24 protein-coding genes are annotated in these 26,251 nt (G+C 57.1%); 13 read left to right on the top strand and 11 right to left on the bottom strand.

Features of this window, described 5'->3' with window-relative positions; all coding sequences use genetic code 11:
• The 9 genes from VSR72_RS09045 to VSR72_RS09005 form a co-directional block, all read left to right on the top strand.
• A partial coding sequence (locus VSR72_RS09045) for a 4-hydroxyphenylacetate 3-hydroxylase C-terminal domain-containing protein (protein WP_342952024.1) occupies nt 1-780 on the top strand: 780 nt, incomplete at its 5' end.
• Nucleotides 781-843: 63 nt separating this feature from the next.
• Nucleotides 844-1,371, top strand: coding sequence for a flavin reductase family protein (locus VSR72_RS09040; RefSeq protein WP_342952023.1), 528 nt, complete (start codon nt 844-846; stop codon nt 1,369-1,371).
• A 38-nt stretch (nt 1,372-1,409) separates the two neighbouring features.
• Nucleotides 1,410-2,243: a fumarylacetoacetate hydrolase family protein gene (locus VSR72_RS09035; protein WP_342952022.1), complete on the top strand. Its 834-nt coding sequence runs from the start codon at nt 1,410-1,412 to the stop codon at nt 2,241-2,243.
• Nucleotides 2,244-2,253: 10 nt separating this feature from the next.
• Nucleotides 2,254-3,207 carry an acetaldehyde dehydrogenase (acetylating) gene (locus tag VSR72_RS09030; protein ID WP_342952053.1) on the top strand — a complete coding sequence of 318 codons (954 nt, stop codon included), beginning with the start codon at nt 2,254-2,256 and terminating at the stop codon, nt 3,205-3,207.
• Nucleotides 3,204-4,241 (top strand): 4-hydroxy-2-oxovalerate aldolase, encoded by a 1,038-nt coding sequence (dmpG, locus tag VSR72_RS09025; RefSeq protein ID WP_342952021.1) that lies wholly within the window; start codon nt 3,204-3,206, stop codon nt 4,239-4,241. Before VSR72_RS09030 ends, dmpG begins: the two co-directional genes overlap by 4 nt.
• Before the next feature lie 89 nt (nt 4,242-4,330).
• Entirely contained in the window at nt 4,331-5,677 is a 1,347-nt protein-coding gene (locus VSR72_RS09020) for an MFS transporter (protein ID WP_342952020.1), read from the top strand.
• Between the two features lie 102 nt (nt 5,678-5,779).
• Nucleotides 5,780-7,579, top strand: coding sequence for an FAD-dependent monooxygenase (locus VSR72_RS09015; RefSeq protein WP_342952019.1), 1,800 nt, complete (start codon nt 5,780-5,782; stop codon nt 7,577-7,579).
• A 78-nt stretch (nt 7,580-7,657) separates the two neighbouring features.
• Entirely contained in the window at nt 7,658-8,527 is an 870-nt protein-coding gene (locus tag VSR72_RS09010; RefSeq protein WP_342952018.1) for an alpha/beta fold hydrolase, read from the top strand.
• A 229-nt stretch (nt 8,528-8,756) separates the two neighbouring features.
• Complete coding sequence (locus VSR72_RS09005; protein WP_342952052.1) at nt 8,757-9,071, top strand: response regulator; 315 nt, start codon at nt 8,757-8,759, stop codon at nt 9,069-9,071.
• Nucleotides 9,072-9,149: 78 nt separating this feature from the next.
• Here the strand turns inward: VSR72_RS09005 and VSR72_RS09000 are convergent, their stop codons facing one another.
• Complete coding sequence (locus tag VSR72_RS09000; RefSeq protein ID WP_342952017.1) at nt 9,150-9,458, bottom strand: hypothetical protein; 309 nt, start codon at nt 9,456-9,458, stop codon at nt 9,150-9,152.
• Between the two features lie 937 nt (nt 9,459-10,395).
• Between VSR72_RS09000 and VSR72_RS08995 the strand changes: the two genes are divergently transcribed.
• Entirely contained in the window at nt 10,396-11,319 is a 924-nt protein-coding gene (locus VSR72_RS08995) for a dihydrodipicolinate synthase family protein (RefSeq protein WP_342952016.1), read from the top strand.
• Between the two features lie 255 nt (nt 11,320-11,574).
• Complete coding sequence (locus VSR72_RS08990; protein ID WP_342952015.1) at nt 11,575-13,011, top strand: MFS transporter; 1,437 nt, start codon at nt 11,575-11,577, stop codon at nt 13,009-13,011.
• 236 nt (nt 13,012-13,247) lie between these two features.
• Here the strand turns inward: VSR72_RS08990 and VSR72_RS08985 are convergent, their stop codons facing one another.
• Nucleotides 13,248-14,312 (bottom strand): porin, encoded by a 1,065-nt coding sequence (locus VSR72_RS08985; RefSeq protein WP_342952014.1) that lies wholly within the window; start codon nt 14,310-14,312, stop codon nt 13,248-13,250.
• A gap of 370 nt (nt 14,313-14,682) precedes the next feature.
• Between VSR72_RS08985 and VSR72_RS08980 the strand changes: the two genes are divergently transcribed.
• The gene (locus tag VSR72_RS08980) at nt 14,683-15,720 is read left to right on the top strand and encodes a LysR family transcriptional regulator (protein ID WP_342952013.1); all 1,038 of its coding nucleotides are present in this window, start codon (nt 14,683-14,685) and stop codon (nt 15,718-15,720) included.
• Between the two features lie 572 nt (nt 15,721-16,292).
• Here VSR72_RS08980 and VSR72_RS08975 read toward each other — a convergent pair.
• The 4 genes from VSR72_RS08975 to VSR72_RS08960 all read right to left on the bottom strand — a co-directional run bounded on the left by VSR72_RS08975 (nt 16,293) and on the right by VSR72_RS08960 (nt 18,987).
• Nucleotides 16,293-16,643, bottom strand: a complete 351-nt coding sequence (locus VSR72_RS08975) for a helix-turn-helix transcriptional regulator (protein WP_342952012.1) — start codon at nt 16,641-16,643, stop codon at nt 16,293-16,295.
• A gap of 219 nt (nt 16,644-16,862) precedes the next feature.
• The gene (locus VSR72_RS08970) at nt 16,863-17,096 is read right to left on the bottom strand and encodes a hypothetical protein (RefSeq protein WP_342952011.1); all 234 of its coding nucleotides are present in this window, start codon (nt 17,094-17,096) and stop codon (nt 16,863-16,865) included.
• Between the two features lie 3 nt (nt 17,097-17,099).
• Nucleotides 17,100-17,873: an HAD domain-containing protein gene (locus VSR72_RS08965; protein WP_342952010.1), complete on the bottom strand. Its 774-nt coding sequence runs from the start codon at nt 17,871-17,873 to the stop codon at nt 17,100-17,102.
• A gap of 532 nt (nt 17,874-18,405) precedes the next feature.
• Nucleotides 18,406-18,987 (bottom strand): hypothetical protein, encoded by a 582-nt coding sequence (locus VSR72_RS08960; protein ID WP_342952009.1) that lies wholly within the window; start codon nt 18,985-18,987, stop codon nt 18,406-18,408.
• Nucleotides 18,988-19,213: 226 nt separating this feature from the next.
• Between VSR72_RS08960 and VSR72_RS08955 the strand changes: the two genes are divergently transcribed.
• Nucleotides 19,214-19,465: a helix-turn-helix transcriptional regulator gene (locus tag VSR72_RS08955; RefSeq protein WP_342952008.1), complete on the top strand. Its 252-nt coding sequence runs from the start codon at nt 19,214-19,216 to the stop codon at nt 19,463-19,465.
• Between the two features lie 173 nt (nt 19,466-19,638).
• Here the strand turns inward: VSR72_RS08955 and VSR72_RS08950 are convergent, their stop codons facing one another.
• The 5 genes from VSR72_RS08950 to VSR72_RS08930 all read right to left on the bottom strand — a co-directional run bounded on the left by VSR72_RS08950 (nt 19,639) and on the right by VSR72_RS08930 (nt 26,153).
• Nucleotides 19,639-20,472, bottom strand: coding sequence for a thymidylate synthase (locus VSR72_RS08950; RefSeq protein ID WP_342952007.1), 834 nt, complete (start codon nt 20,470-20,472; stop codon nt 19,639-19,641).
• Between the two features lie 12 nt (nt 20,473-20,484).
• Entirely contained in the window at nt 20,485-20,904 is a 420-nt protein-coding gene (locus VSR72_RS08945) for a hypothetical protein (RefSeq protein WP_342952006.1), read from the bottom strand.
• Between the two features lie 44 nt (nt 20,905-20,948).
• Nucleotides 20,949-22,820 (bottom strand): hypothetical protein, encoded by a 1,872-nt coding sequence (locus VSR72_RS08940; RefSeq protein ID WP_342952005.1) that lies wholly within the window; start codon nt 22,818-22,820, stop codon nt 20,949-20,951.
• Nucleotides 22,821-22,822: 2 nt separating this feature from the next.
• Nucleotides 22,823-24,850: a hypothetical protein gene (locus tag VSR72_RS08935; RefSeq protein WP_342952004.1), complete on the bottom strand. Its 2,028-nt coding sequence runs from the start codon at nt 24,848-24,850 to the stop codon at nt 22,823-22,825.
• A 67-nt stretch (nt 24,851-24,917) separates the two neighbouring features.
• Nucleotides 24,918-26,153, bottom strand: coding sequence for a tyrosine-type recombinase/integrase (locus VSR72_RS08930; RefSeq protein WP_342952003.1), 1,236 nt, complete (start codon nt 26,151-26,153; stop codon nt 24,918-24,920).
• Nucleotides 26,154-26,251 lie beyond the last annotated feature (98 nt).

Genomic DNA, 26,251 nt, shown 5'->3' with positions numbered 1-26,251 from the left:
TCGCCGGCGTCGACGTTCGGAGGGTGTCACTTCTTCGATAGTGTTCACGTGTCCGCTTATTCGTTAAGTGGACACGATACTCCCAAGAGCTTTACCGATCCTCAAGATGGGTTGCCCGGCCGCTTACTTCGCAATCACACCGCGCACCAGACAAATACCCGTGCGCTCGTGAAGATGCAGTTCTCGGTCGGGCTCGCCATCGCTGTGGCGAAGTCCATTAAGGCTGACCAGTTCCTCCACGTTCAGCAGATGCTCGGCGAACTGCTCGGTTACATCGAGCAGGTCAAAAGCGCGCTCGTGCGCTCTGAGTACGAGTCCGAGCTGTCGGACGTGGGCACTATCCGGCCGTCGCTTGCTCCTTTGCAGGCAATCCGGACGATGCTTCCCACTGCGTATCCGCGTGTCATCGAAGTCCTGCAGACCATCGGGGCGGGCGGCTTCATGCTTATGCCGAGCGGAGCCGATTTCCGGGCTCCGGAGCTTTCCGATGACCTCGCGCTGTACTACCAGGGTGCAGGCGGCATGCCGTCCGTCGACCGAGTGCGTCTCTTCAAGCTCGCTTGGGACCTCGCGGGCGAAGCGTTTGGCCAACGCCTCGTGCAGTACGAGCGCTATTACGCCGGCGACCCCGTCCGCAATCTCGCGATGAACTACCTGAGCAACCAGAGCCCGGACATGCAGCGCCTCGTGGATAACGCATTGGCACTCGCAGGCCAGCCGGAAGTGGGCAAAGACATCACGGCTAGCTCAGTCAAAGAGCTAGAGCCCGCTCTGGACTAACCACGTCGATGTGGTCCGCGAATAGAGCCTGTTCCCGGACCGCTCGCTGCACAGGAGCGAACCATGTCTTCAATCAACGTTACGGATGCCGCGTCGGAGCGCAAGTGCGACATATCCGCGGCTAACTTTCGCCATGCACTCGGCCATTTCGCGACGGGCATCACCGTGATTTCGACGCTGGATGCACAGGGCAAACCTTATGGCGCGACAGTGAGTTCGTTTGCGTCGCTGTCGCTCGACCCTCCGCTCATTCAGTGGAGCCTAACTACGACGTCGTACTCGTATCCCATCTTCAGTCAGGCGACGCACTTCGCAGTGAACATCCTGGCATCGGACCAGGAGGATGTCTCGCGAATCTTCTGCAAACCTCTGGACCGCTTCGCGTATGTCGATTCGCTGGAAGGTGTCGAAGGTCTTCCGCTAGTTTCAGGTTGCCTCGGCTGGATTGAGTGTGTGCGTGAACGCGAAGTCGAAGCAGGCGACCACACCATTTTCATCGGCCGCGTACTCCGTACGCGGGTCGCCGAAAAGTCGCCGCTCCTTCACTGGCGGGGAGGGTACCACCCACTCGAAGTCGGCGTTCTCTCCTGACATTTACTTTGCTGCGGCAACACTCAAAGAGGTTTTCCATGTCCGACGCAACCATTGACCGACCGGCTCTCGATACTGCGAATGTTGCCGCGCTGGCTGCGGAACTGCGCAATTGCTTCGAGACCGGGCAGACGGTTGCCCCCTTGCGCACACGCACCACACGCGACGACGTCGATACGGCGTACGCAATTCAGGATGCCAACACGAGCTTCTATGAAGGCCAAGGCCGCCGCCTGGTCGGCCGCAAGATTGGTCTGACCTCCAAGGTCGTACAGGCGCAACTCGGCGTCGACCAACCGGACTTCGGGATGCTGTTCGCAGATATGGCGGCCGGCGAGGGCGAAGAAATCGCAGTGAGCCGTTTGCACCAGCCGAAGGTTGAAGCTGAGATTGCGCTCATCCTCGGGCAGGACCTCGACATCGAGTGGCCGACCATCGCGGATGTGATTCTTGCGACTGCGTATGTCGTGCCGGCGCTCGAAATTGTTGGTAGCCGTGTCTCGAACTGGGACATCCGGATTTTCGACACCGTTGCTGACAACGCTTCGTCGGGCATGTTCGTCCTCGGCGGTCCGGCCCGCCGAATTGACGACCTTGATTTGCGCGGTCTTCAAATGACGATGCGACGCGAGCATGCAGGCGTAACCACAGGCCCGAATGTGGTTTCCACCGGCAGCGGAGCAGCCTGTCTTGGCCATCCCTTGAACGCCGCGGTCTGGCTCGCGGGGGAAGTGGCAAGGCGCGGTCGCCCACTCAAAGCCGGCGACGTAGTGTTGACCGGCGCACTTGGTCCGATGGTCCCGGTCACGGCTGGCGACACGTTCGTTGCTCAACTGTCGGGACTCGGCGAAGTCACGGCTAAATTCGTTTAAGAGGTTTGCAATGTCCAAAACCAAAGTGGCCATCATCGGTTCCGGGAACATCGGTACCGACCTGATGATTAAAGTACTTCGCCTGTCGGATGTACTCGAGATGGGTGCATTCGTTGGCATCGACCCTGAATCGGACGGCCTCAAGCGTGCCGCCCGTATGGGCGTGCCGACGACCGCAGAGGGCATCGACGGCCTCACGCGCCTGCCGGGCTTCGAAGACATCAAGATAGTCTTCGATGCAACATCGGCCGGTGCACACAAGAATCACGATGCCATCCTGCAGCAGCACGGCAAGCGCGTCATCGACCTCACGCCGGCCGCGATTGGTCCGTACACAGTGCCGTGTGTGAACGGTGAAACAAACCTCGACGCGCCGAATGTGAACATGGTGACGTGCGGCGGGCAGGCGACGATTCCGATTGTCGCCGCCGTCAGTCAGGTGGCGACGGTGCATTACGCAGAAATCGTCGCGTCGATTTCATCGCGCTCCGCGGGCCCCGGCACGCGAGCCAACATCGACGAGTTCACGGAAACCACCTCAAAAGCAATCGAGGACGTGGGCGGCGCGAAGCGCGGTAAGGCAATCATTGTCCTGAACCCGGCCGAGCCGCCGCTCATCATGCGCGACACCGTCTACGCACTTTGCGACAGCGCCGATGAAGAGGCAATTTCCGCTTCCATCGAAGCGACGGTCGCGAAGGTTCACGCTTATGTCCCGGGCTATCGCCTGAAACAGCAGGTGCAGTTCCATCACTACACGAAGGAAAACCCGCTCTACATCGCCGAAATGGACCAGTGGTTCACCGGGACGAAGGTAACGGTGTTCCTCGAGGTCGAAGGCGCAGCGCACTACCTCCCGGCGTATGCGGGCAATCTCGACATCATGACCTCTGCGGCGTTGTCGACCGCGGAGCGCATCGCGCGGCGTCAAGCGCAGGAAACTAGCAAAGCGGAGGCGCTGTGAGCACCGAAATCAAATCCAAGCTGTATATCCAGGACGTGACGTTGCGTGACGGCATGCATGCCATCCGGCATCAGTACAGTCTCGACCACGTCCGCTCCATCGCGAAGGCGCTCGATGTTGCGAAGGTCGACGCAATCGAGGTCGCTCACGGCGATGGCCTTTCGGGTTCGAGCTTCAACTACGGGTTTGGCGCCCATACGGACTGGGCGTGGATTGAAGCTGTAGCCGATGTCATCTCGCACGCGAAGTTGACCACGCTGCTCATCCCTGGCATCGGAACCGCACACGACCTCAAGCGCGCATACGAACTTGGCGTGCGCTCCGTGCGCGTTGCGACGCACTGCACGGAGGCCGATGTCTCGAAGCAGCACATCGAATACGCGCGTTCGCTCGGTATGGATGTCTCCGGCTTTCTCATGATGTCGCACATGGTCGCGCCAGCCAAGCTCGCAGAACAGGCGAAGCTGATGGAGAGCTACGGAGCCCATTGCGTATACGTGACCGACTCCGGGGGGGCCATGACGATGGATGACGTCGCGGCGCGCTTTCGCGCCTACGACGAAGTGCTGAAGCCCGAAACGGAACGCGGCATTCATGCTCACCACAACCTTTCGCTCGGCGTTGCGAACTCCATCGTCGCTGTTCAGAACGGCGCGATTCGTGTTGATGCAAGCCTGACGGGCATGGGTGCAGGTGCTGGCAACGCGCCGCTGGAGGTGTTCGTCGCCGCAGCAGACGCGCACGGCTGGAACCACGGCACCGACCTGTATGCGCTGATGGATGCGGCTGAAGAACTGGTTCGCCCGCTTCAGGACCGTCCCGTCCGCGTGGACCGCGAAACGCTCAGTCTCGGGTATGCGGGCGTTTATTCCAGCTTCCTTCGCCACGCTGAAGCCGCAGCCAAGCAGTACGGCCTCGACACACGGACGATTCTCATCGAACTCGGCAAGCGAAAGATGGTTGGCGGTCAGGAAGACATGATTGTCGACGTCGCGCTTGACCTGGTTCGTCAACGTGACGAACAGGCAGTCTGAAGCACAGCAGAGCAGTTAGTAAATGCCCGGGCTCGATAACGAGCCCGGCAATCACAAGAAAAAAATTCAATCCGCGTTTGGAGGAAGACATGAACGAATATGTTGCTTCGGGAAACGACAGCGACGCCATAAAGCGTCGTGCTTACCGGAAAGTCTGGCGGCGCATTATTCCCTTGTTGTTTGTATGCTACGGCATCGCATTTATCGACCGTATCAACCTTGGCTTTACCAAGCTTCAGATGAGTGACGCGCTGGGCATCAATGCTACGTGGTATGGCATTGCGGCCGGAGCGTTCTTCATCACTTACGCGCTTTGTGAGATTCCCAGCAACATTCTCCTAGCAAGGTGGGGAGCGCGTATTACGTTTGTCCGCATCATGTTTCTGTGGGGACTCGCAACCGCTGCCACGGCATTCATCACGACCGTTGGCCATCTGGTGACGCTTCGCCTGCTGGTAGGTGCGTTCGAAGCGGGGTTCCTGCCGGGTATTGTGCTTTATCTGACGTTCTGGTTTCCGGCGAGCATGCGCGCTCGCGTGACCGCAGTCATCTTTGTTGCCAATGCCGCAGCCGGCTCTGTCGCGGCGCCGATTAGCGGCTGGATTCTCAGCAGCATGAACGGTGTTTGGGGGCTCGAAGGGTGGAAGTGGGTGTTTATCCTCGAGGGGCTGCCTGCATGCGTTATGGGCCTCGTCTGCCTGAAAGCGTTGCGCGACCGGCCGGAAGAAGCCGAATGGCTCACCGACGCAGAAAAGGCAGCAATCAAGGCGGACCTTGCATCGGAGGCGGTGACGCATCCCGACCATTCCACGGGTGTGCTGCGCCAGGTCCTCGGGAACCCGATTAACTACATGGTTGCCTTCCTTTTCTTCACGGCAATCTGCAGCAACTATCTGCTCTTCTTCTGGTTGCCAACCATCGTCAAAGAGAGTGGCGTCGCCTCTCTCGTGAACGTTGGCCTGCTTACGGCAATTCCTCTCGCCATGGGCTTCGTTGGCGCCGTGTTGCTGAGCTGGAGTTCTGACTGGCTCAAGGAGCGTCGCTGGCACCTGGCCCTTTGCTTTTGCCTGATTGCGCTGGGCCTGATTGCGAGCACGTCGACGCATTCTCTGCCGCTAATGCTCGTCTCGTTCGCCGTTGCAAGCTTCGCAACCGGCGCGAGCGGCCCCCTTATCTGGGCGATTCCGCCTGCTTACCTCGGCAAAAAGGCTGCGCCTGTCGGTCTCGCATTCATCAGTACGCTTGGCAATATCGCTGGGTTCGCAAGCCCGCCCTTGCTCGGCTACATCAAGACGACGACGGGAAGTCTGACGCCAGGCGTCATCGGCATCGCCGTGCTGTCGGCTGTCGGCGCGCTCTGTATCGCCTTCGCCTTCCCTGAGCAAGCAGTCCGCGTGCGTGGCAAGGACGTGCTCGACGGTCTCGAACAGGCTTAAGCGCGCGGCCAGCAGCGCAGAACGAGACTACGTTAAGAAGACGGGGGCGCCTTTGTGGCGACCAGCACGCAAAGTTTCGTGTGCAGCCAGTGGCAAGTGCCCATGGATGCGATTTTTGATAATTTTGATGAGACACAGGATGTGACTATGGGTACCACCGCTGAATTCGAAACCGACGTGCTGATTGTTGGTTCTGGCCCGATGGGCGCAACGGCCGCATTGGCGCTAGCCACTTACGGCGTTCGTACTCACATGGTGTCGCGCTGGAATTGGCTCGCTAATACGCCTCGTGCCCACATCACGAATCAGCGCACCATGGAGGTGTTCCGTGACCTCGACATCGAAGAAGAGGTCATTCGCAACTCGACGGCGTGGGACCAGATGGGCGACAGCCTATTTGCAACCAGTCTCGCCGGCGAAGAGCTGATTCGCATCCGCGCATGGGGCACGGGTGACGAGCGCCATGGCGACTATGTCAAAGGCAGTCCATCGCCGCTGGTTGACCTCATTCAGCCGAAGATGGAGCCCATCCTCTTCACGAACGCGGCTGAGCGGGGTGCGTCTTTCGCGACGAACACCGAATATCTGTCTCACACACAGGACGAGTCGGGGGTGAATGCTCGCCTTCAGGACCGCAACACGGGTCGAGAGTATTCAGTCCGAGCCAAGTTTCTTGTCGGTGCCGACGGCGCGCGCTCCAAAATCGTCGAAGAGTTGGACCTCAAAATTGAGGGCGAGATGGCGCGTGCAGGCACGGCATATGTCATCTTCAACGCCGACCTGTCGAAGTACGTAAAACACCGCCCCAGCATCTTGCACTGGATTGTCAGCCCGCACGCAAGCTTCGGTGAAATCGGTCTCGGTCTCCTGCGTGCAGTCAAGCCGTGGACCCAATGGATTGCGGGGTGGGGCTTTGACATTTCCAAAGGTGACCCGGACCTGAGCGACGAGGCCGTCCTAGAAAAAATTCGTGTGCTCGTCGGCGACCCTGAACTTGATGTGGAGTTGGTGCGTAGTTCTGTCTGGTACGTCAATCAGGCTTACGCGACGTCATGTTCGAAGGGGCGCGTGCTTTGCGGCGGCGATGCCACCCATCGTCACCCGCCGTCAAGCGGGCTTGGGCTGAACACCTGCGTTCAGGACGCATTCAATCTGGCGTGGAAGCTTGCGTACGTTATTAAGGGTTATGCAAACGACAAGCTGCTGCAGAGCTATTCGGACGAGCGCGCACCCGTCGGCAAACAAATCGTGCTGCGAGCAAATCAGTCACGCAAGGACTACGCACTTATCAAAGAGGCGTTCAGCGTCGAAGGTGCAGAGAACCCTGTGGCCGCCGGCATCGCACGCTTCAGGGACGTAGGACCTGAAGGAGCGAGCGCTCGCCGCCTCGCCTGTGCTGCACTCGAACTGAAAAATAAGGAATTCAATGCACAGGGTGTCGAGATGAATCAGCGCTACGTTTCCACCGCCGTAGTGCCCGACGCGGATTCGTCCCCGGAAGAATGGAAGCGCGACCCGGAACTCTATCTTCAGGCGACGACCCGACCGGGCGCCAAGCTCCCACACGCCTGGCTCGTCAACTCGACCGGTGCGCGGGTGTCCACGCTTGACGTTGTCGGTAAGGGCAAGTTCACCATCCTTACGGGCATTTCCGGGAGTGCTTGGGCGGAAGCCGCAGAGGAACTGGATTTGCCGTTCCTGCGCACGGTGGTAATCGGGAAGGACGACTTCCAGGACGTCTACTGCGACTGGCAGCGCCTGCGCGAAATTGAAGAAGCTGGCGCGCTGCTCGTGCGCCCCGATGGCTACGTGGCGTGGCGACAACTTGATGGCGTATCAGACCGGGCTACGGCACGACAGGCGCTTATGGCTGCTCTCGAAAGCGTGCTGGGCAGGGTTTAAGGTCCTTCCAGCCGTAGTTTTGAATGCAGCGGCCAGCGCCGCTGCTCTGTACCACCTAAAATTTCACAGGAATCGAGTATGAGCACGAATACTGCACTCACCGAAGCTTCGACGAGCAAGTTCGCTCGCATCAAGGAAGGCGACCTCGACCTTCAGATTCACTACAACGATATGGGCAACGGCCCCGAGACCGTCGTCATGCTCCATGGTTCTGGCCCGGGCGCAAGCGGCTGGGCGAATTTCAACCGCAATCTGGAGCCGCTCGTCGAGAAGGGCTATCGCGTCATCCTCATGGATTGCCCGGGCTGGAGCAAGAGCGACCCGATTGTTTGCACGGAGAATCGCTCAGGGCTGAATGCGCGTGCACTGAAGGGTCTTCTCGATACCATCGACGTTCAGGGTCCCGTGCATATCATCGGCAACTCGATGGGCGGCCATACGGCGGTAGCGTTCGCACTCGCAAACCCGCAACGCGTCGGTAAGCTGGTGCTGATGGGGGGCGGAACGGGCGGCCCGAGCCAGTTCGTTCCGATGCCGACCGAAGGTATCAAGCTGCTGCAGGGCCTCTATCGTGTGCCAACGATTGAGAACCTCAAGCGGATGATGAACGTGTTCGTCTATGACGCGAGCAGCCTCACTGAAGACCTCTTTCAGGCCCGCCTCGACAACATGCTCGCGCGCAAGGACCACCTCGAGAACTTCGTGAAGAGCATCGATGCGAATCCAAAGCAGTTCCCCGATGTTGGCCATCGCTTGTCGGAAGTGAAGGCGCCCACGCTAATCATCTGGGGTCGCGATGACCGCTTCGTGCCGATGGACGTCGGTCTGCGCCTCCTCTGGGGCATGCCGAACGCTGAGTACCATATCTTCAATCGCTGCGGCCACTGGGCGCAGTGGGAGCATGCGGACAAGTTCAATCGTATGGTTCTCGACTTCTTCGCGCACTAATCGCTGAAGCTTCGCCGGCCAGAATGAGAGTGTATTGGGCCGGCGAGTATTCGACAGGACGGCCGCGGCGATTGCAGCCGACCAGGGACTGGCTCGGCACCAAGTCGACGGACGAAGCGCGTTCGTTCCTGAATCTTTTCCCTTCTGAACTGATGGCTGCTGAAGCGTTTCCCGCACCGCCGCGTGTGTCGAAGAGCATTGCAACTGCGCCGAAAGCGGAAGGCGAGAAATCGGGAACGGCAAATCAAGAGCCTTTAGCGCGACCACCGAGGTCCAGCGCGCACAGACGGGGTTGGAAGCGCTCTCGATAGTCGAGTCTTTCATTCCCGACATTGCACTCATTGACATCAACATGCCTGGTATGGGCGGCCATGAACTGGCGCGTCTATTGCGCGAGCGTGCGCAATGCTCATCGACCCGTCTGGTTGCGCTGACAGGCTACAGTGGGACCTCATCGGACCCTGCAGCCGAAGAAAGCGGCTTCGACTGCGTCCTCATCAAACCCCCCTCGCTGGAGGACCTCGCCTTCGTCCTGGGCGGTTAGCCCAAGCACGAAGGCAAATGTACGGTGTCTCAGAGGCGGAGACTGAATGAGCCACTCTATCGGCACCCATCCTCTACCTCATTTTTTTCCCTTGAGGGTGTATGAGGCTAGGACAGACTGAACGTCGACTGGTTGGCCCTGGAGCAAAAGCAGGCGAGCATGGAGCACCAAGTTTTCGAGAACAAGTTTCGCAGTGCTGAGCAGATACATCGCCTGGAGGTCCGAATCCGACATCGCCGCTTCCACCGCGTGGTGCCGCTCCACCAGCGAAGTCATGACAAGGCGTCGTAGCTCCCGCTCGCCGAACGGTAGGTCCGCATAGGCGATTGGGTCTTCTGCCTCGACTTCGCAAAGCATCTCAACAAGCGCTTCAGTGCTCACTTCCATGTGCCAGCTCCTTGACGTTGGTCAGACTGTTCATGAAGTGCTTCCAGCACTAACGTTTTCCGTGTGAAACGTCCAACGTTCTACGCTACGCGGCAGGTACCCGCATTCTGAAGTGCATATACCGAGCAGAACCTGTTGCACTGCACCATAGTTTGGAGGATATTTGAGTTGGACGCACGCCGCATTACCAACGTCGACTTTGCGGTGCGCTCGCCGGGCCATCTTTTCCGTCCGGCTCACCTCGGGAGCGACGGCTGCGGAGGATTTCCATGGAACTGTGTGAGGAATGCAGCAACCTGGACGGGCGCTCGTCGAGTCTCGCTAGTAACGACGAGATGACCTTGGTCGGGGTCGGTCAGTGCGAGGGTCGCGTTGCACTTGAGCACTACCGTTGCCGCAAGTGCAAAGCGCTCATGGTCCGACAACTGTGCGGGGAGTCCTCGGAACAAGTTTGGATGGCTCTCGCGTAATCTGCGTTCTCTCCGGCGCCAAACCAAAGCTGCAGTGTTCGACGCGTGCGCGCCGTTCGTGTCTGTACGAGCTACGGTGTTACGGCGTAGCAGGAGGCTGGGCTCCCTCCCCGAGACCTGTGAGATAAGTGCACGCACGGGACATACGCTGTAAGCAAAACCCCGCTAACGACACGTGAGAAAGAGAAGCCAACCACGCCAACTTGCCCCTTCTTGAGCCACTGGCTGTCGACGCTTGCCAGATGATATGCATTGGGGGAATCTGCGCATTGGCCATCTCAATTGAGAGATAACTGAAATGCAGTTCCATGCCTTTCTCGATATTGCGTCGATGCCTACACTGGTCTCCATACCCGCTGCGTGACGCGCAGGCTAGATAGCCAGGCCCCACGGCGAGTTGACAGTGGCATGTGTCCCGGACAGGGAGACATCCAGATACGTAACTGCTTTGCACCTTCGGAGACAGCATGAAAAGCATCGACCTCAAGGGCCTGGTTCCCGCTCCCGTTACTCCCTTCACCCGCGACGGCGCCGTGGACTATGCAGCTATCCAGCGTCTGGGTTCGTGGCTCGGGGGCATCGAAGGCGTCAAAGGCCTTACCGTTCTGGGTCACGCCGGCGAAGGTACGTTCATGACGCCAGACGAACAGCAGAAGGTCATCGAGGCCTTCGTCAAGTCAGTCGACAACAAGATTCCGGTCATCGCCGGCATCACCCTCGAAGGCACGCAAGTGGCAGCACTCGAAGCGAAGCGCGCAGTCGAGGCCGGTGCGTCGGCGGGCCTGGTGTATCCGTCCCACGGCTGGCTGCGCTTCGGCTATCAGAAGGGAGCGCCGCAGGACCGCTATCGCACCATTCACGAAGAGAGCGGTCTGCCGCTGATTCTCTTCCAGTACCCGGACGTGACGAAGGCAACGTACAACCTCGAAACCCAGCTTGAGATTGCCGCGCAGCCGGGCGTGTTCGCGATGAAGAACGGCGTACGCAACATGCGCCGCTGGGACACGGAAATCCCCGTCATCCGCCGCGAACGCCCCGAACTACAAATCCTGACGTGCCACGACGAATATTTGCTGCACACGATGTTCGATGTCGACGGCGCTCTGGTCGGTTACGGTGGTCTGGCACCGGAGCCGCTCATCGAGTTCATCAAGGCCGGTAAGGCGAAGGACTACAAGGCAGCGCGCGCTATCCACGACCGTCTGCTCCCCGTCACGCGTTCGGTGTATCACCGTGGCTCGCATATGGAAGGCACCGTCGCTCTCAAGCATGGTCTGGTCGCACGCGGCATCCTCGAGCACGCAACGGTTCGCTCGCCTCTGCTGCCGCTGCAAGAAGGAGCTGATGTCGAAATCGCACAAGCATTGCGGTCGGCCGGTCTCGTTGACTAACTGGCGATACCGGGCCATCACGTGCGAAAGTACGTGAGCTGCCAGTAGTATGGGCCGAGGTCTCCGTGGACTCGGCCCATCGTGCGACGCGTAGTGCTTAGCCTGTTCTCTCACATGACAGCACCCATACAACGGTCATATGAAGGGCCTGTCGACGAAGCACAGTGCGCGATTGCAATACCGAGGGGGCCATGACAAACGATATATAAGTGGGCCGGATTAGAGTCCGCAGTCGGTGGATTGGATGGAGACAAAATGGGCAAGATTCTGGCAGGCGCCGTGGTCGGCTCCGACCATATGGCATGTAACAAGTCTGAACCTGTAGCGCGCGCTGCACAGTTGCTTTTCCGCATCGAGAACGTTCCATTTAGCCGGTGGCACACAAAGGCCCGAATCATCATGGGTAGTGCCACATTTTTCGATGCGTTCGACGCACTTTCTCTCGCCTTCGCTCTGCCGGTGCTGGTCGGACTATGGCATCTCTCGCCTATGCAGATAGGCGTGCTCATCGCTGCCGGGTATCTTGGGCAGTTTGTCGGAGCGCTGACCTTTGGCTGGATAGCTGAGCGGTTTGGCCGAGTGCCTAGCGCGACCACGACGGTAGGTGTGATGTCCATCATGGGCGTTGCGTGTGCATTTGCGGGGAACTTTCAGCTCCTCTTTCTGGCGCGCTTCCTTCAAGGTATAGGCGTTGGCGGCGAGGTGCCTGTCGCGGCCGCATATATTAGCGAACTGAGCCAGGCGCACGGTCGAGGCCGCTTCTTCCTCATCTACGAACTGATTTTCCCGTTGGGGCTGCTTGGCGCAGCCCAGGTTGGCGCATTCGTAGTCCCGCGTTACGGCTGGGAATGTATGTTTCTGGTTGGCGCGATTCCCGGGATTCTCGTTACGCTATTCATCGCCCGTCTGTCAGAGTCACCTCGATGGCTTATTTCGAAGGGGCGGTACGACGAAGCGGAACGCATTATCGAGAAGATTGAGGCCAGCACGCCGCGTCGCAACCTGGACGTCGAACGCGACTGGGTGGAAGTCGAGCGCCGACTCTCAAAGATTCGAGATGCGAGCCAGACGAGGAAAAGAGCGTCGTGGAGAGAGTTGTTCTCGGAAGTTTACCGAGGCCGCACGCTTATTGTGTGGGTCTTGTGGGCCAGTTCGTACTTCGTGGCCAATGGCATCAACAACTGGCTGCCGAGCCTGTACCGTACGGTGTATCACCTACCACTGCAAGAGTCCTTGCACATGGCATCGCTATCTAACGTGCTCAGTGCATGCGCAGTGTTGCTCTGCGCTTTCCTGGTCGACCGTGTTGGTCGACGGCGCTGGGCGATGGCGACATTCGTGCTTAGCGGGCTACTGCTCCTCGTACTCGGGACGTTGGCAAAAGGCAGTCCATGGTCGGTGATGTTGCTGGGTTCGTCTGCCTACGCGGTGATGGGAACGACGACGGTCATGCTCTATCTCTACACGCCGGAAATCTATCCGACCCGGATGCGGGCAATTGGTACGGGACTGGCAACGTCGTGGCTGAGAGTTGCCTCTGCTGCTGCACCTGCCATCGTCGGTTTCGTCCTGTCTGGTCACGGGATTTCCGCGGTGTTTTTGATGTTCGCCGCTACGACAATTGTTGGGCTACTGGCGTCTCGTGCAATGATTGAAACGACTAACCGCTCACTCGAAGAAATTTCGCCTTGACAACCGCTTCTCGGTGCTCGGGCATGGAAGGTGGTTTCCTTGGCAGGAGTAGCACTTGAGACATCGCCGCGCGCCTTGACAGTGCGCGGCGATGTTTTTTTGCATCAGGGCGACGACAAGCATGGCGCATTGGAACGTCGGCGTGCAGGTGCTAAACGGAGAATGTGGCGAATACAAAAATGCCGGCACGAATCTCACGGTTCGTGCCGGCATTCTAAAAGAGAGCTAGATGGATTCTAGAAGGTATGTCTCATACCCACGCCGTAGGTGCTTCCGGAGGGTTTCCCGCTCAGCTTGTCGTAGGAATAGACGGCGTAGACGTCAGTGCGTTTCGACAGGTAATAGTCGTAGCCGACCGATGCTGTATTTCGAATCGAGTCCTTTTCTTTAGGGGCTGATTGCTTCGTTCTCGCCCATTCGACGAGCACCGCGGAGGTCTGCGTAGCGGGAATCGAGAGACCGACCTCGTACGTATGCGAGCCCACCTCCGTCGTCGTCGTGTTCGTCGTTTGCATTGCTGCGTAGAACTTGGCGAAGTTGGCGTTATACGTGGCGCCCGCGAGGTAGAGATACTGCTGGACGTTGGGCATGTTGACCGCGGAGCGTACCCTTTGTGCGGACAAGGCAATCTGAAGCGGGCCATGCTCATAATTAAGGTTCAGGCCGAGGTTGTCTCGCCCCTGGTGGCCTGTCGTTCCGCTGAACCCGTATTGCACAGTCCCGGTGAGACCCATGTAGTCCGCGCTCTCGTAGCTCGCGACGTTGGCCCAAACCGTGTCGCCGACAACCGTGTTGTTGTACGCGGCGGTGTACGACTGGACGACAAGCGGAGAGAACACGACGGAAGAACCGAACGGATTCAGCAGAATCTGATTCAGGTAGGTGTGTGTCGTCTGCTCGCCGAACCGGAAGATGCCATACGGGGTCGTGAAGCCCACGTAGGCATTGCGTGAAAACAGGCCGTCCGTAGCGTTTCGTCCCAATTGACCAGTGTTCGGACGGAAAAAGCTTTCCAGTACAAAGATAGCCGCATATCCGCCGCCGAGGTCTTCCTTGCCGCGCAGTCCCCAGAACGACGTCGTCAGGCCGCCTCCTCCCAGCACGACGCTACCTTGCGGCGCACCGCTCACTTTTGACTGTGCGATATATGTGCCTACGAGGCCGTAGAGTTGAATCGGGGCAGAAGGGTCCGCCGAGGCTGGCTGCGCATGAGCGAACCCTGACCAAATGGAAATTGATGCGGCTGCGAGATAACTTGGAGCCAATCTGCGCCCAATGCGCACGCTCCGGTCGGTTCTCATCTGTGGTGTCTCCTTGAGTATTTGTATGGCACAGCAGTGCCCGCCGGGGGCGTCGGGAACGCTCTCGGGACGGGGAACTCGGATTGGTGTTCGCGGCCTGAAGGTCGAGTCGACCTACAAGGAAGGCGTGTGCGGTACTAACGCTGGCGCTTGTATTCGGCGTTCGAATTAATGGTGGTGCGGCCTGCCGTACATCGCGTCTCGGCGCTTGTCTGCAAGCGACTGTCTCCTCTGCTGGCCAGTCGTCCGAGTAGTGCTGGCACCAGCAATTCCGTCATGTTTTCAAGCAGTCTATGCAATGAAAAATCATGCCGATAGGCGCATTGGTGTGATTTCAGATATGCTTCCAGAGAGATAGGTGGAGACAGCGATGGAACGGGAAGCCTTCAAGCTTTTTATCGAAGTGGCTGAGCTAGGCAGCATCAGTCGCGTTGCCGCGCTCCGGCAGACTGTGCAGTCCAATGTCAGCAGGCAAATAGCCGAATTTGAGCGCGAATGCGGAGGCCGCCTGTTCGAACGGACAGGACGCGGTGTGAAGCTGACCGGTTTCGGAGAACGAATTATTCCGAGAATTCGCGCGTGGATTGCAGACACCGACCAGCTGTTCAACGAGATTCGGACCTCTTCGGGCACACCATTCGGCGAAGTGAGAATCGGCATTTTGCCGTCGACGGCCCATCCGCTGATGACCACCCTATGTGAGCGTATCAATACAGCTTATCCAGACATTCGTCTGAACGTTCGGGAGAGTCAATTGGGGGAGGTGGAGACGTGGTTGGACAGTGGTCGCGTGGACCTCGCTATCCTTTTCCATGCTGAGCGCTCGATGACCACGGAGCGGCTTGCGACGCTCGCGACAATCGAAACCTATCTGGTAGGTGCTCCGGATTCGCCTGTGCTGGAGCGGGAAACTGTCGAATTCCGGCGCCTTGAGGGATTGCCACTAATATTGCCGGGACGCCCCAACCGCCTGCGAAATCTGATGGATGACGAAGCTCGTCGCGCTGGTATCGAGCTTAGGACCGTACTGGAGGCAGACTCACTTGCTGTCCAGAGGGAGGTGGCAGCCAGTGGTCGCGGATATGCAGTGCTCGGGCCGTGGGCAATCGCGCCCGATGTGCGCGCTGGCCGGTTGCGTGCAGCGAGAATTATCAAGCCCAACATCACGCGCTTCGTGACGCTTGCCAGTTCAAGCCAGGGGTCGATAACGCCGGCAATTCGGATTGTGATTGCGACGTTGAAGGAAATCGCTTCCGAATTGTCCGAGTCTGGGGTGTACGATGGACTTGCGACCCAGCGTGTCGAACGGCACGAGCGCACTGCGCCGGTACAAACTGTAGGAGCAAAGCAGACCGATTCTGAACGCAAGGTGGCGACGAGCCACAAAAAATCGCGGCCGTCTGCGTAGAGATGGCGCCCTTGATTACCGCCCTGAAAATGGTTGGAGTTGACCCTTCAATCCCGGACACAGCGTCACAATAAGGATTGCTGAATCCATTGAGCGCCGGAACTCGCGAGGCGAGCAGTGTTCTAGTGCGCTATGGGGATACTTCTCGTTGTAACGCATCGAATGCGATAGCCATATTGCGTCCAGTAGTTGCCCGAGCGCTTGTCCGTACGCAACGACCGGCAAGAAGTTGCCCAGTGGAACGAAAAAGTCGTTCAAGGGGAAATATCTTGCTCGTTGTTGATAGGCACGCAACTACGACGATGAGCGCGTCCGGAACGTCCGTCGAAGGACGCGGAGAGCGGACCGGGCGGCTGCATCGAGGAGGCTCAGGTCGGCGCGTTGGCTCGCGTCTCGAATCAGCCGACCGAGAGCACGAAAGTCTGCGGCGAGCGGGCGAGGCGGCGAGTTCGATGTAAATGACGTTGGGGGTACAGTGTTGGGCTGAGCGACAATTAGATAGCCCATTCCCAGAGGCGTTTACGCAGTTCAGCAACTCGACGAGAAGGCCGAAGAATAGCAAGCCATGCGGCTTATCCGACATCTTTCAGCCGCGGTTTGCTCGCTCGCTGTCTTGGCACAGCCTTACGCGTCATCATGATTGGATTGATGGTCGGCACCGGCGCAATGGTGTCGAACCATGTTTCACGCCCCAGCACGCGAAGGACCAAGATAAGCGTGTGCAGTGATGAGCCATCGCCGCTTTCCAGGTTGCGCAACGAGCGAACGCTGATGCCCGCGCGTGCCGCGACAGTGGCTTGGTCGAGGTTCTTGTGTATTCGAAGCGTCTTCAAATTCTGCCCGATTTCAGCCGCTATCTCGTCTGGTGTCCGTATTCGCATCGGTGGATTGAGGCTAGTGTCTTGCTCTTTCTGCTTCGACAAGCTTCTGCAACAACCAGCAAGATGTTGCCCGTTCAGGCTGAAGACTCGGATAACGGGAACATATTTGCCGCTTGTTGCCGGGCGTCTCGAAAGAGTCAACCGGCTACTGATTCACTCATCTCTTCTCCGGTTGCCACATCACTGGTGGTGCCATCGTCATGAGCTTCATCTGAGCGTTGCGCTGCAAAGCACGAAGGCAGCCTGTTGGTCGGCGTTCGGTTAGCGGTTTGGTGGTCGCTGCTTCATCTGGTCGTCGTCCTCGGTTCGGGAGTCGAGGTAGGCTCGCCTTGCGGCGTCTAGCTCTGCTTTGTACTTCTCCACGGAGGCGACGTCGATATCAAGTGTGTCGCATGAGTTTCTCGGCAGGACCTCATACAGCCTCCGAGACTCCACCAGCTTCTTCACATGGGCGCGGCTGACGAATAGATATTCTGCGACTTCGACTAGCGTCATGGCTTACTCCGTTTCCAGGTGAACCTCTGACAGCCATCGCGCGATACGTCTCAATGCGTTGTAATCGCGAATTCCTTTGGACGAATCGAGTAGGAGAAAATGCTTGACCAGCTCACCTGGTACGCGCTCGAATTGCTCGGCGCCGAACACCGCGTCGTCGATTGCTAGCCAGTGCTTTAGGCGCTTGCCATACGCATAGCTCCGGATGACGTCGGTGCGCTCGGTGCCGTCCAGGACGTAGCTGCGCCGTGGCTTGATGCTGCTGGTCGTGCCTACCACGCGCGGTCGCAGTTCCGGCGGCAGGTAGGCAATGACGCGCTCCTCTGGCAAGCGACGCGCCCACGATGTCGTGAGCACGATTTCCACCTTAGGGTAGGGGGCGAGCAAGTCGACAAGCAGCGTCGCGAATTCAAGCAGCGGGCGCCCCGTGTCGAGCGAAATCTCGCCGGCATCGTCGATGTAAGCGTTGCCCACGTGGAGTGTCCCGTCGAAATCAACGAACAGCGTCGGCGTGGTGTTATCCAGTACCAACTGCGTTGGCGCCCGTCGCTCTGAGTGCTCGCGCTTCGGCGCACGCTCTTGCATCACCTCTTGCCAATTGACGGTATGTCCGACGGCAGTGAGCGCGTCACCGGCATCGTCGCGTCGCATGATAAGCATCTCAAGACCGAATCCCCGCAGGATATTGAACAAAGCCTCGGTGCCCGAGGATTGCCCGTCCTCTATGCGGCTTAGTTCCGCTACGTCGACGTCGCTATATTCGGCCGCGTCGAGCAAGTCGAGTCCACATTCGATTCGGCGCCCATAGATGAGACGGCCCAGAGCGCGAAGGTCCGCTGCGAGGGGGCTAAGTGGCGATTTCGGAGCGGACGGCGAGGAAGGCATTGTGGCAGACGAAGATTGTGTGGGTGCGCTTATCGCGCCGGCAGTTACCAATTCAGTAGCGCGCGCAAACGAGCAATAAGCCAGACCAGTTCTTTGGGCGAAACCCAATTCTTGCGAGCGACTGCAACGCGAATGCGCTCGAGGGTGGTTTCCGCGTCGTGTTCCGGATGGGCTGTGGCCTCATTCCGCGCTTTCGGGACGAGTTGGTGCGCAAGGTCTTCGCAGACGTCCCAGCGCTCGTGACGTTCGTCATCCGTCTGCGCGCTGACGTATTTGCCATCGGACTCGCGAGCGCAAATCTTCGGCTGTGCACCCGCAACGACACCTATCGTGCTGCTGCGAGGAAAGTCATTCGGTACGTCGCTCGGTCGAAGGTTTTGCATTCTGTGTAGTGGAGCTAAGTGCATTTCCCGCAAAACAACTTTTACTCGTCTTCGTCGTCGAGTGGACCAATCGGCGCGATGCAGTCTTCGCAATACACATGGCGCCAATAGACCGGGCGCATCTTGCCCGGCACACCGCAGTTCTCGCAAACCGCGCGCGACTTCTCCCTGGTTGCATGTACGACGGCAAGTACGCGCTGCCAAACGACCGGGTCTACAAGAAAACCCTGCACAATCACAATTGCCAACGCGCCATTGACCTGTTGGATGTCCGTGCAAAGCGGAAGCACGGGGTATGGCTTACCCGTGTTTTCCATCAGCACAGCGTGCTCGAGCGCTGCAATGTTTTTCGACTGCACAAGTTGGTTGCGCGACATTTCGAGAAGCTCGTGCTCAATCAGCCTCGCGGCTTCCTCAATGAGCGGATACCAGCCCGTCCCGCACTGAATACCAAAGTTGCCGATGTTTGAGGGATGTACCTCTTGAGATGCAACCGCACGGAAGAGCAATGGGAATTTTGCGAACAGTGCACTCTGTTCGGCGGGCACCGACCCTCGTGGCCGCACATTCGACCTGCGTTCAGCAACGTTTGGGTTGCCTGCTGCCAATTCAACTTCCGTCAAAACTATCTCCCGTGTTGGTTCAGGCCAAAGGCATTCCTGCCGCCGTTGATATGCGATGACGCATTGCGTGCCTGGCGGAGTGCTGCGACGGCCCGCATTGTATACGTTTACACGGTAGATGTTTAGACAGTATATGTATAAAAGGTAGATGTATAGAGGGTAGATATTTGTACGGTAGATGTTTGTGAGGTAGACGAAAAGGTGATGTTGCGCGAACCTCGCGGGCATGACCGAGACTGAAAGCAAAAACATCGACCCATATCTCCGGCGCCGACTGGCCGAGCACGTTCGTAGGCTGCGGTTGGAGAGAGGAGTCTCTCAGGAGTCGCTTAGCGCTCGATGTGGATTCCATCGCACATACGTGAGCCAAGTTGAGCGGGCCACTGTAAACATAACGCTCGACAATGTTCAGCGCCTCGCCTTTGGCCTTGGCGTGGACCCAGTGGAGCTGGTGGGCGTTACTGCAGAAGGAGAATGACGCCGACACCGGACAGTCGGCGGATTCGACAGAGGCAGGGGACGGTAGCCCCCTGAGAGACAAGGAGCCTCCCGTGAGGCGAGAGGGGAGGTAGCCAGCGCGATGGTTGTTCTTCGCCGGGCTATCTGTGGCGGCGAGGGGGACGGAGTTCCCCCTCGCAACCAATCAGCACTTCAAATCGCTATTGGAGCCGAGATGTTCGGGTGCGGGTTGTAGCCCACGACCTCGAAGTCTTCAAAGCGGTAGTCGTAAATCGAATCAGGCTTTCGATTGATGACGAGCTTAGGCAACTCACGTACGTCGCGATTCAACTGCGTGTGAATCTGCTCCATGTGATTGGAGTACGCGTGCAGGTCGCCGAGGCTGACCACAATCTCGTGCGGTACCAGGTCGCACTGCTGCGCGAGCATGTGCGTGAGCAATGCCAGTGACGCGATGTTGTAGGGCAGGCCGAGGAAGCTGTCCGAGCTGCGAATATACAGCAGCGAGGAGAGCTTGCCTTCCGCGACATAGAACTGGTACAGCAAATGGCACGGCGGAAGCGCCATGCGACCTTGCTTCGCGTTCTCCTGCGGGCTGACCTTCTCGTCCGGCAAGTATTCCGGGTTCCAGCCGTGGAAAAGGATGCGTCGGCTGTTCGGATTGTTCTTCAGCGTATCGACAACATAGTCAATCTGGTTGATGGTGCGACCATCCTTGGTCGGCCACGCTGTCCACTGCTTGCCGTAGACCGGGCCGAGTTCGTTCTCGTCAGTGGCCCACTCATTCCAGATGGTGACGCCGTTCTCGTTCAACCAGCTCACATTTGTGTTACCGCTCAGGAACCAGATAAGTTCGTTGGCGATGCTCTTGAAATGCAGCTTCTTCGTCGTCAGAAGAGGGAAGCCCTTCGAGAGGTTGTGGCGGAACATGCGCCCGAAAACGGACCTGGTGCCGGTGCCGGTACGGTCACCCTTGACGACACCGTTCTCCAGGATATCTTCGAGGAGTTCGAGGTATTGCTTCATATCGACATCCGATTATTCGGTGGCCCGCCCACGAGGTGGGGGGAATGGGGCTATCTTTGCGGCCTTGAGGTCCCGGATGGTCTCGTCCCTGCTTGCAACGATTCTCCGGAGAGACAGGATTTCCTCGTACAACAAGGCATTCTGTCCAAGGATGGACTTGATTCGCTCCCTCAACATGCGAGGAGTGGGGGCAGAGAGTTCGCTGGACAACTCGGCAGTGGCTTGAGTCGCCTCTCCGGCCTTCAGGCTCACCTTGATAGCCTTTAGCTTGTCCAGTGCCCATGCCCTGCTACGTACAGTATTCCTCGACAGCCCCGTCATCTGGCATATGACGGCGACCGTCGGCTTGCGCTTTCCGCGCTTAGCCGGGTCCTGTAGCTCACCCAAAGCGTGGACGATGAGTTTATCATTTTTCTCCGAGGCGGCTTCCAAGTGTCTCGAGAGTTCGGCTGGACGGCCATTACTCATAGGGACCTCTACCTAAGCGAACGGATGTGTTTGTCCAACTCGTTTGCCAAACCGAGCCATATGACCTTGTAGTCCGAGTTTGTCTCACAGAGAGCCTCATTGTGAGCGAACTCTCTGCGCATGATGAGGACTTCCGCTGACCGGGCGGTAATAACGTGGCTTGTGCAGTTAGGGTCGCAGTGATAGTCGCCGTAACACGGGGGCGGCGCGTCAGTTGTCGCTACAAGAAAGTTCTTTGCGCAATGTCCTATACTGGTCGGCATCAGTTTGACTCCGCGCTGAGCCATCTCCTTGATATATCGTTCTCGGTCTTTGCCATACAGGCCCGTGCCCGAAAAAAAGGTGTCGATACGCGCTTTATGCTCAGCTGCGCCGCCACCGGCGAACTTTGCGTCCTCACCGTAGACGTCGAATAGCGCAGCTTCGCGTTCAAGAGCGAGGCGGTTTGAGACGCTCGTCATCAGTTGCTTTCTGTACTGTCCGTAACCTGCGGTTACAGCATTTGGCATCGAGTTGAAGCGGCTGTTGAAGTGCTTCAACTGCATGCTAATGAACGGCAGGCCGACTTGCTGCTTCGCCAATTGTGAGACAAGCGTCTCTCGTAGCTGATGTACCGAAAATGTCCAGCCAAGGAAAAATTCGTCGATATCAATCCGTTCCAGCCATCTTATGATGATGAGGTTCAAAGAGGCCGGGCGATACGCGTGTAGCTTTGCAACGTCCTTTTCCTTTCGCCATGGAGCCGAAAAGAGGTGCGGACACCCCGTTTTTTTCGTCACGAACATCAAAACATCGTACGCATCTTTCGTTAAGTCAATTGCTAGCCACCCTTCGGATATCGGCGTATCTCGAGGGCGATGCTTCACAACCTTCGAGCGAAAAAAATGATATCCGAACTCTTCAGCAAGGCAGTCGCGCATAAAAAATTGAGTTTCCGAACGTCGTATGCCCGTGAGTAAAAGAACGAGAACCATCGCCGAGATATGAGCATCCCCAATCAACTCTCTGATTTCTCTTCTGGAGTATCCATACTTGTTTGAAAATGTGGGGTTGTCGAGCCTCCCGTTTTTGTAGTATGCGTCAATCGCACGAGCGGCCTTCGGCTTCTTGTACCAATCTGACAATTCCGATAAGGCGCGACATTCGCTGTCGTGTGCAACCAGGCCGGCTGCTGCCATAAACTTTGCGATGGCTGCTATGCAGTGCGTCAAAAGAAAGAGGAACTGCGTGTCCAACAATGTAGGGGTACCTACTATGTCAGAAGACTGCGGCCACGCTATAGAGGATTGTTCGATGTCGGGTTGCCCCCATTGCAACGGGGCACTCAGGTTCCTCTGTACCATCGGGTCAGAAAGCAATTTCAATGCTCTTTTCAGTTCTTGTGGCCTGCCTGAATATGTGGGAATGACTTCCTTAAGCAATGAAAATGGGATATCGGAAGTGCGTTTAATGTCGAGATTGTATTTTTTCTTTCCCGTGATTATTGCGATGGAAAGTATTTTTGCCAAAATATCTATGCGAGCTTTTACTGTAATTGGAGCTAATTGACCATCTTTTCTCGCATGTGAATGTTTGATTAGTTTTGGAAATTGGCCGTAGATTACCGCCACGATTTTCAAATCGTAGACAATTTCTGGGGTAAGACAAAACGCATATTTGCTGCGAGCAATGGAGTTAGGGTGTGTGTGGCCTCGGCCATCAACAAAATCCCGCCAAGAAATGCTGCTGGTTAGATGTCCCCGGAAGAAGGGGGAATCTGGCTTGAAGAATGGCCAGCATTCTTCACCAAAGATGCCTTCCCACACAGGCATGTCATCGTGAAAAACAGCATGGCCATCAATGATGTCAGCTACTTTGGGGAGCGCTGCTGTCGACGTCATGACTATACTCCTTGATAAATCAAATGGTCGACTAGCATGTCGTTCATCGTAACGGCTTGAAATTCAGCTTGTCGAATCACGGCTGCAGGAAAGATTTCATCTTCGACCAATATTCCGTCAATGATGGCAACTGCGTCTCGAAATAGCTCCTTCCGACTTCTTATCGCCGGAGAATCGGTATCAAGAGCCGCCATGACCCGCTGCCGATACAATACGAGTTTCGGGAGTGACCTTTCTGTCACAACGGCGCGGTCACAGCGCAGGCACATGTTCCAGTATTTACACGCGGTGCCTTTGATATGCTTCGTGACAGTGCGCACATTCTTGCTGGGGCTATAGGGATTGCTGCAGCCGCATCCAGAGAGTGTTTCGTGGAAGACGTTTGCCTCGTCTAAGGAACTATCTGCAGCCTCGTCCTCACGCTCTTCCATTAAGCTCCGCGAGCGACTCGCGATTCTGTGGAGCGCTTCACTGACCGTTCGGTTAAAGGCGGGCTGTAAGCCGCGTTCGTCGAGATACGTTGCCGTGGTCTTGATGCTGGCATGTCCCAAGAGCACTTGTATGTCGAAGAGGGTAGCGCCGGCGAGGACCATGTTGGTCGCAAGCGTAGGGCGGCAGCGCGCTAGAGTGAAATTGAAGTTCGGACCGAGCAGTTGACGCAGTCCTTCCTCCGTGCAAAATCGTTCGTACCAAACAGCTGTTTTCCCTTTTGGGTCGATTGCCACTATGGAGCGTTGACCGTCTCGTCGGGAGCGCTCAACGTCTTCGAAAATAAAAAGCTTACGAGCGATTTCTGGCGGAGCGTCTGACCGAATCTTTTCCGTCAGAGCGAGAGTTAGGCCGATGATTTTTTCAACCCGCTGAACGACCGATGCTTCGAGATATTGCTCATTCATCTCGAGCAAAGGGAGATGCAGTTCCTTTTCTGCCGAACGCGTGCTGCTCGCTGACCGAGGTTTAACGTACATAAGAACAGGTTGGCCTGTCAGTGGGTGCTTCTGGCGATAACTGTCGACTTCGAGTTCTTTGAGCGATTCGACATTCAGACCAGTCAGCATACAAAGTTCTGCTGCCAGCGGCATGACGATACGGTCGTCGACATACGGCCAGACGCCCCATCTCATGAATAAGGCCGAAAGCTTTTTCAAGCTCCATGCATAGCTGCCTTGATTCCATCCGCGGCTGTAGACATACTCGTACATATACCGCGCATCGCATTCGAATTGATTCTCAAACATCCATAGGACTGCTCTTTCGTCATTTCTGGACACGTAAACGGGTTCGAGGCCGACGCATTGTTCAGGTGTCCAGCCTTTGCGAACCCGTGGGCCGAGCGTCTTGGCGCTTATCCCATAGGCTGCCGCCGCCGCGGCCATCGACGGATAGGTCAGCCCGTCGACAGTGAGTTCAACGTTTTCGGTGTAGGCAGGACGTGGCTCAAGTCCGACCGCCTGCAAGACCGGCCAGCCTGTCCGAAGTCGTTCAGAAAGTGCTTCATATCTGATGCCGAAGTGCTTCGAGGCTTCGGATAGCGTGTATTCAGCGCCGTCGATTACCAAGTCAAGTTCAAAACGTTTGGGGCGATACGGAATTCCGAGTCCTGTTGGCGTGTACCCGTTGAGCACGCTGTTAGCTAGGCCGACCCAACGAGCGATGGACGCATTGATTATCTCGTGTTCATCTGCTTGGTATGCTGAACGCTGATTGGTCTCGGATGTGCCTATGAACATCGGCGCGTGGTAGACGACTGAGTCGATAATCCGAAGGGCGTAGGCCATGTCCATGACTTGGCGTACTGATTTGTATAGGCTGTAACGTGTCTTGCTCTTGAGGTTTTGCGAGGGAAGCCACTTGCAGAATCTAACCAATGCGTCGGCCTCCCAATATTTGCTTAGGAAGAACCGCTTATCCTGCGTGAGTTCGGGATAAAAGGCGTTCGTTTCCGTCACGAACTGCAAATATCTATTCGCAGCCCATCGTATGCGAGCGGCACTTCGCGGTTCATATTCCGCTTCGAGCTGATAGAACATCCACCGGATTTGCTCGTTGGGGGAGGTGAGGGTGGGGCGAGGAGGCTTGTTCAGTCTCACCGGTTGCTCACGCATGATGCCCTCGCTTTTCTCGATGCTGAAGGGCCCCAAGGAAGGTGCTACTTCTAATGAACTCGGCTTCCTTCAGTCTGTCCTGCTGTTCGCCTTGCTTCGTTAGACGCTGCAGCATCGCGGGCGGAATCTGGGTGTAAATCTCAGTCGTGGTCAGATGCGCATGTCCCAGCATTTGTTGGACAATCAGCATTCGGTCCTCGTACGTTTTGCCAATGTCGGAGCGCAGAACTGAGAAAGCCGTACCGTGGCGCATCCAATGCGTCGACATGAGAACGTCGACGTTCGCTCGTCGGACAGCATTCTTGAACTGTTTCGACGCGTTGCGCGGGCTCCACTTGAGCTGATTTGCGGTCAGAAAAGCGGGCTTGTCTGGGTCGTGAATATCCCAATCTGGGGCAAGCTTGTATTCGAGGCTGTTGTGGTAGCGCTTTACTCGGTTCAGAACTGCCCGCGATATTAGAGTGGCCTTTTGGGGCCCTTGGCCACCTCTTCCTTTTACTCGTCTCGCACACATCGGGATGAACTCGAATGCGGTGTTGTACCTGGAGGCATCAGGTACGTCCCCCTGTGTAAGGTTTATCAGCTCGGATATGCGGAGGCCGGTATCAAACTGTGCGTGAAACATACAGCGCTCGCACTCGTTATGCATGCGCTGCAATACTTCAATGACGACTTCCGCGGGGATGAACTTCGGAGTCTGTGGCGTGGGTGTAGCAGTGAGATATCGGAGTGTATTGTCGCGACCGTAAGGCGAATCTTCGAGTCGTCTGAGCAAGCCCGCATCATGCGTTGTTAGCCAATCTAAAAAGGTCCGAATGCAGGCTTCTCGAGAACGGCGAGTCGCGTGGCTGTACGCGCCGATTCGCTTCATATCTTGCAGCCATTCGCGAATATGTTCGCGTTCCAGCCTGGTGATGTTTTCATCGACACTCAGTTCGGGAAACGGACCTTCTCGCTCAATCCATCGAACCAGATAGGTAAGGATGTGACCATATTGTTCGACGGTGCTAAGGGTATTCGATAACCCTTCCGTCAACGTGAGACTACGGAGCCATTCGTGTGCAGTTCGCACGACTGCGCCGCTGCTATCTGTGACGCTATAAATGGGGTATCTGTTGCGAGGTGTGGTGAGTTCCAGAAACTCCCCATTGGCCTGAATCAATACGCCAGAGGAACCAGCCCCTTTTATTATCGCCAGCTGCGCTTCGAGGATGTCGTTCTTCGCCATGGCTGAACTTTCCCAGTAGACAGTTGGCTTTCCCACGATGGTCTGCCTATCAGAACCCATGCTAGGTGAAAATTGATGAAAAGGACAAGAAATTTGAT

This window comes from Paraburkholderia sp. JHI869, from assembly GCF_038900775.1.
In the GTDB taxonomy this organism is placed as follows: domain Bacteria; phylum Pseudomonadota; class Gammaproteobacteria; order Burkholderiales; family Burkholderiaceae; genus Paraburkholderia.
This window is presented reverse-complemented; position numbering and strand designations above follow the sequence as displayed.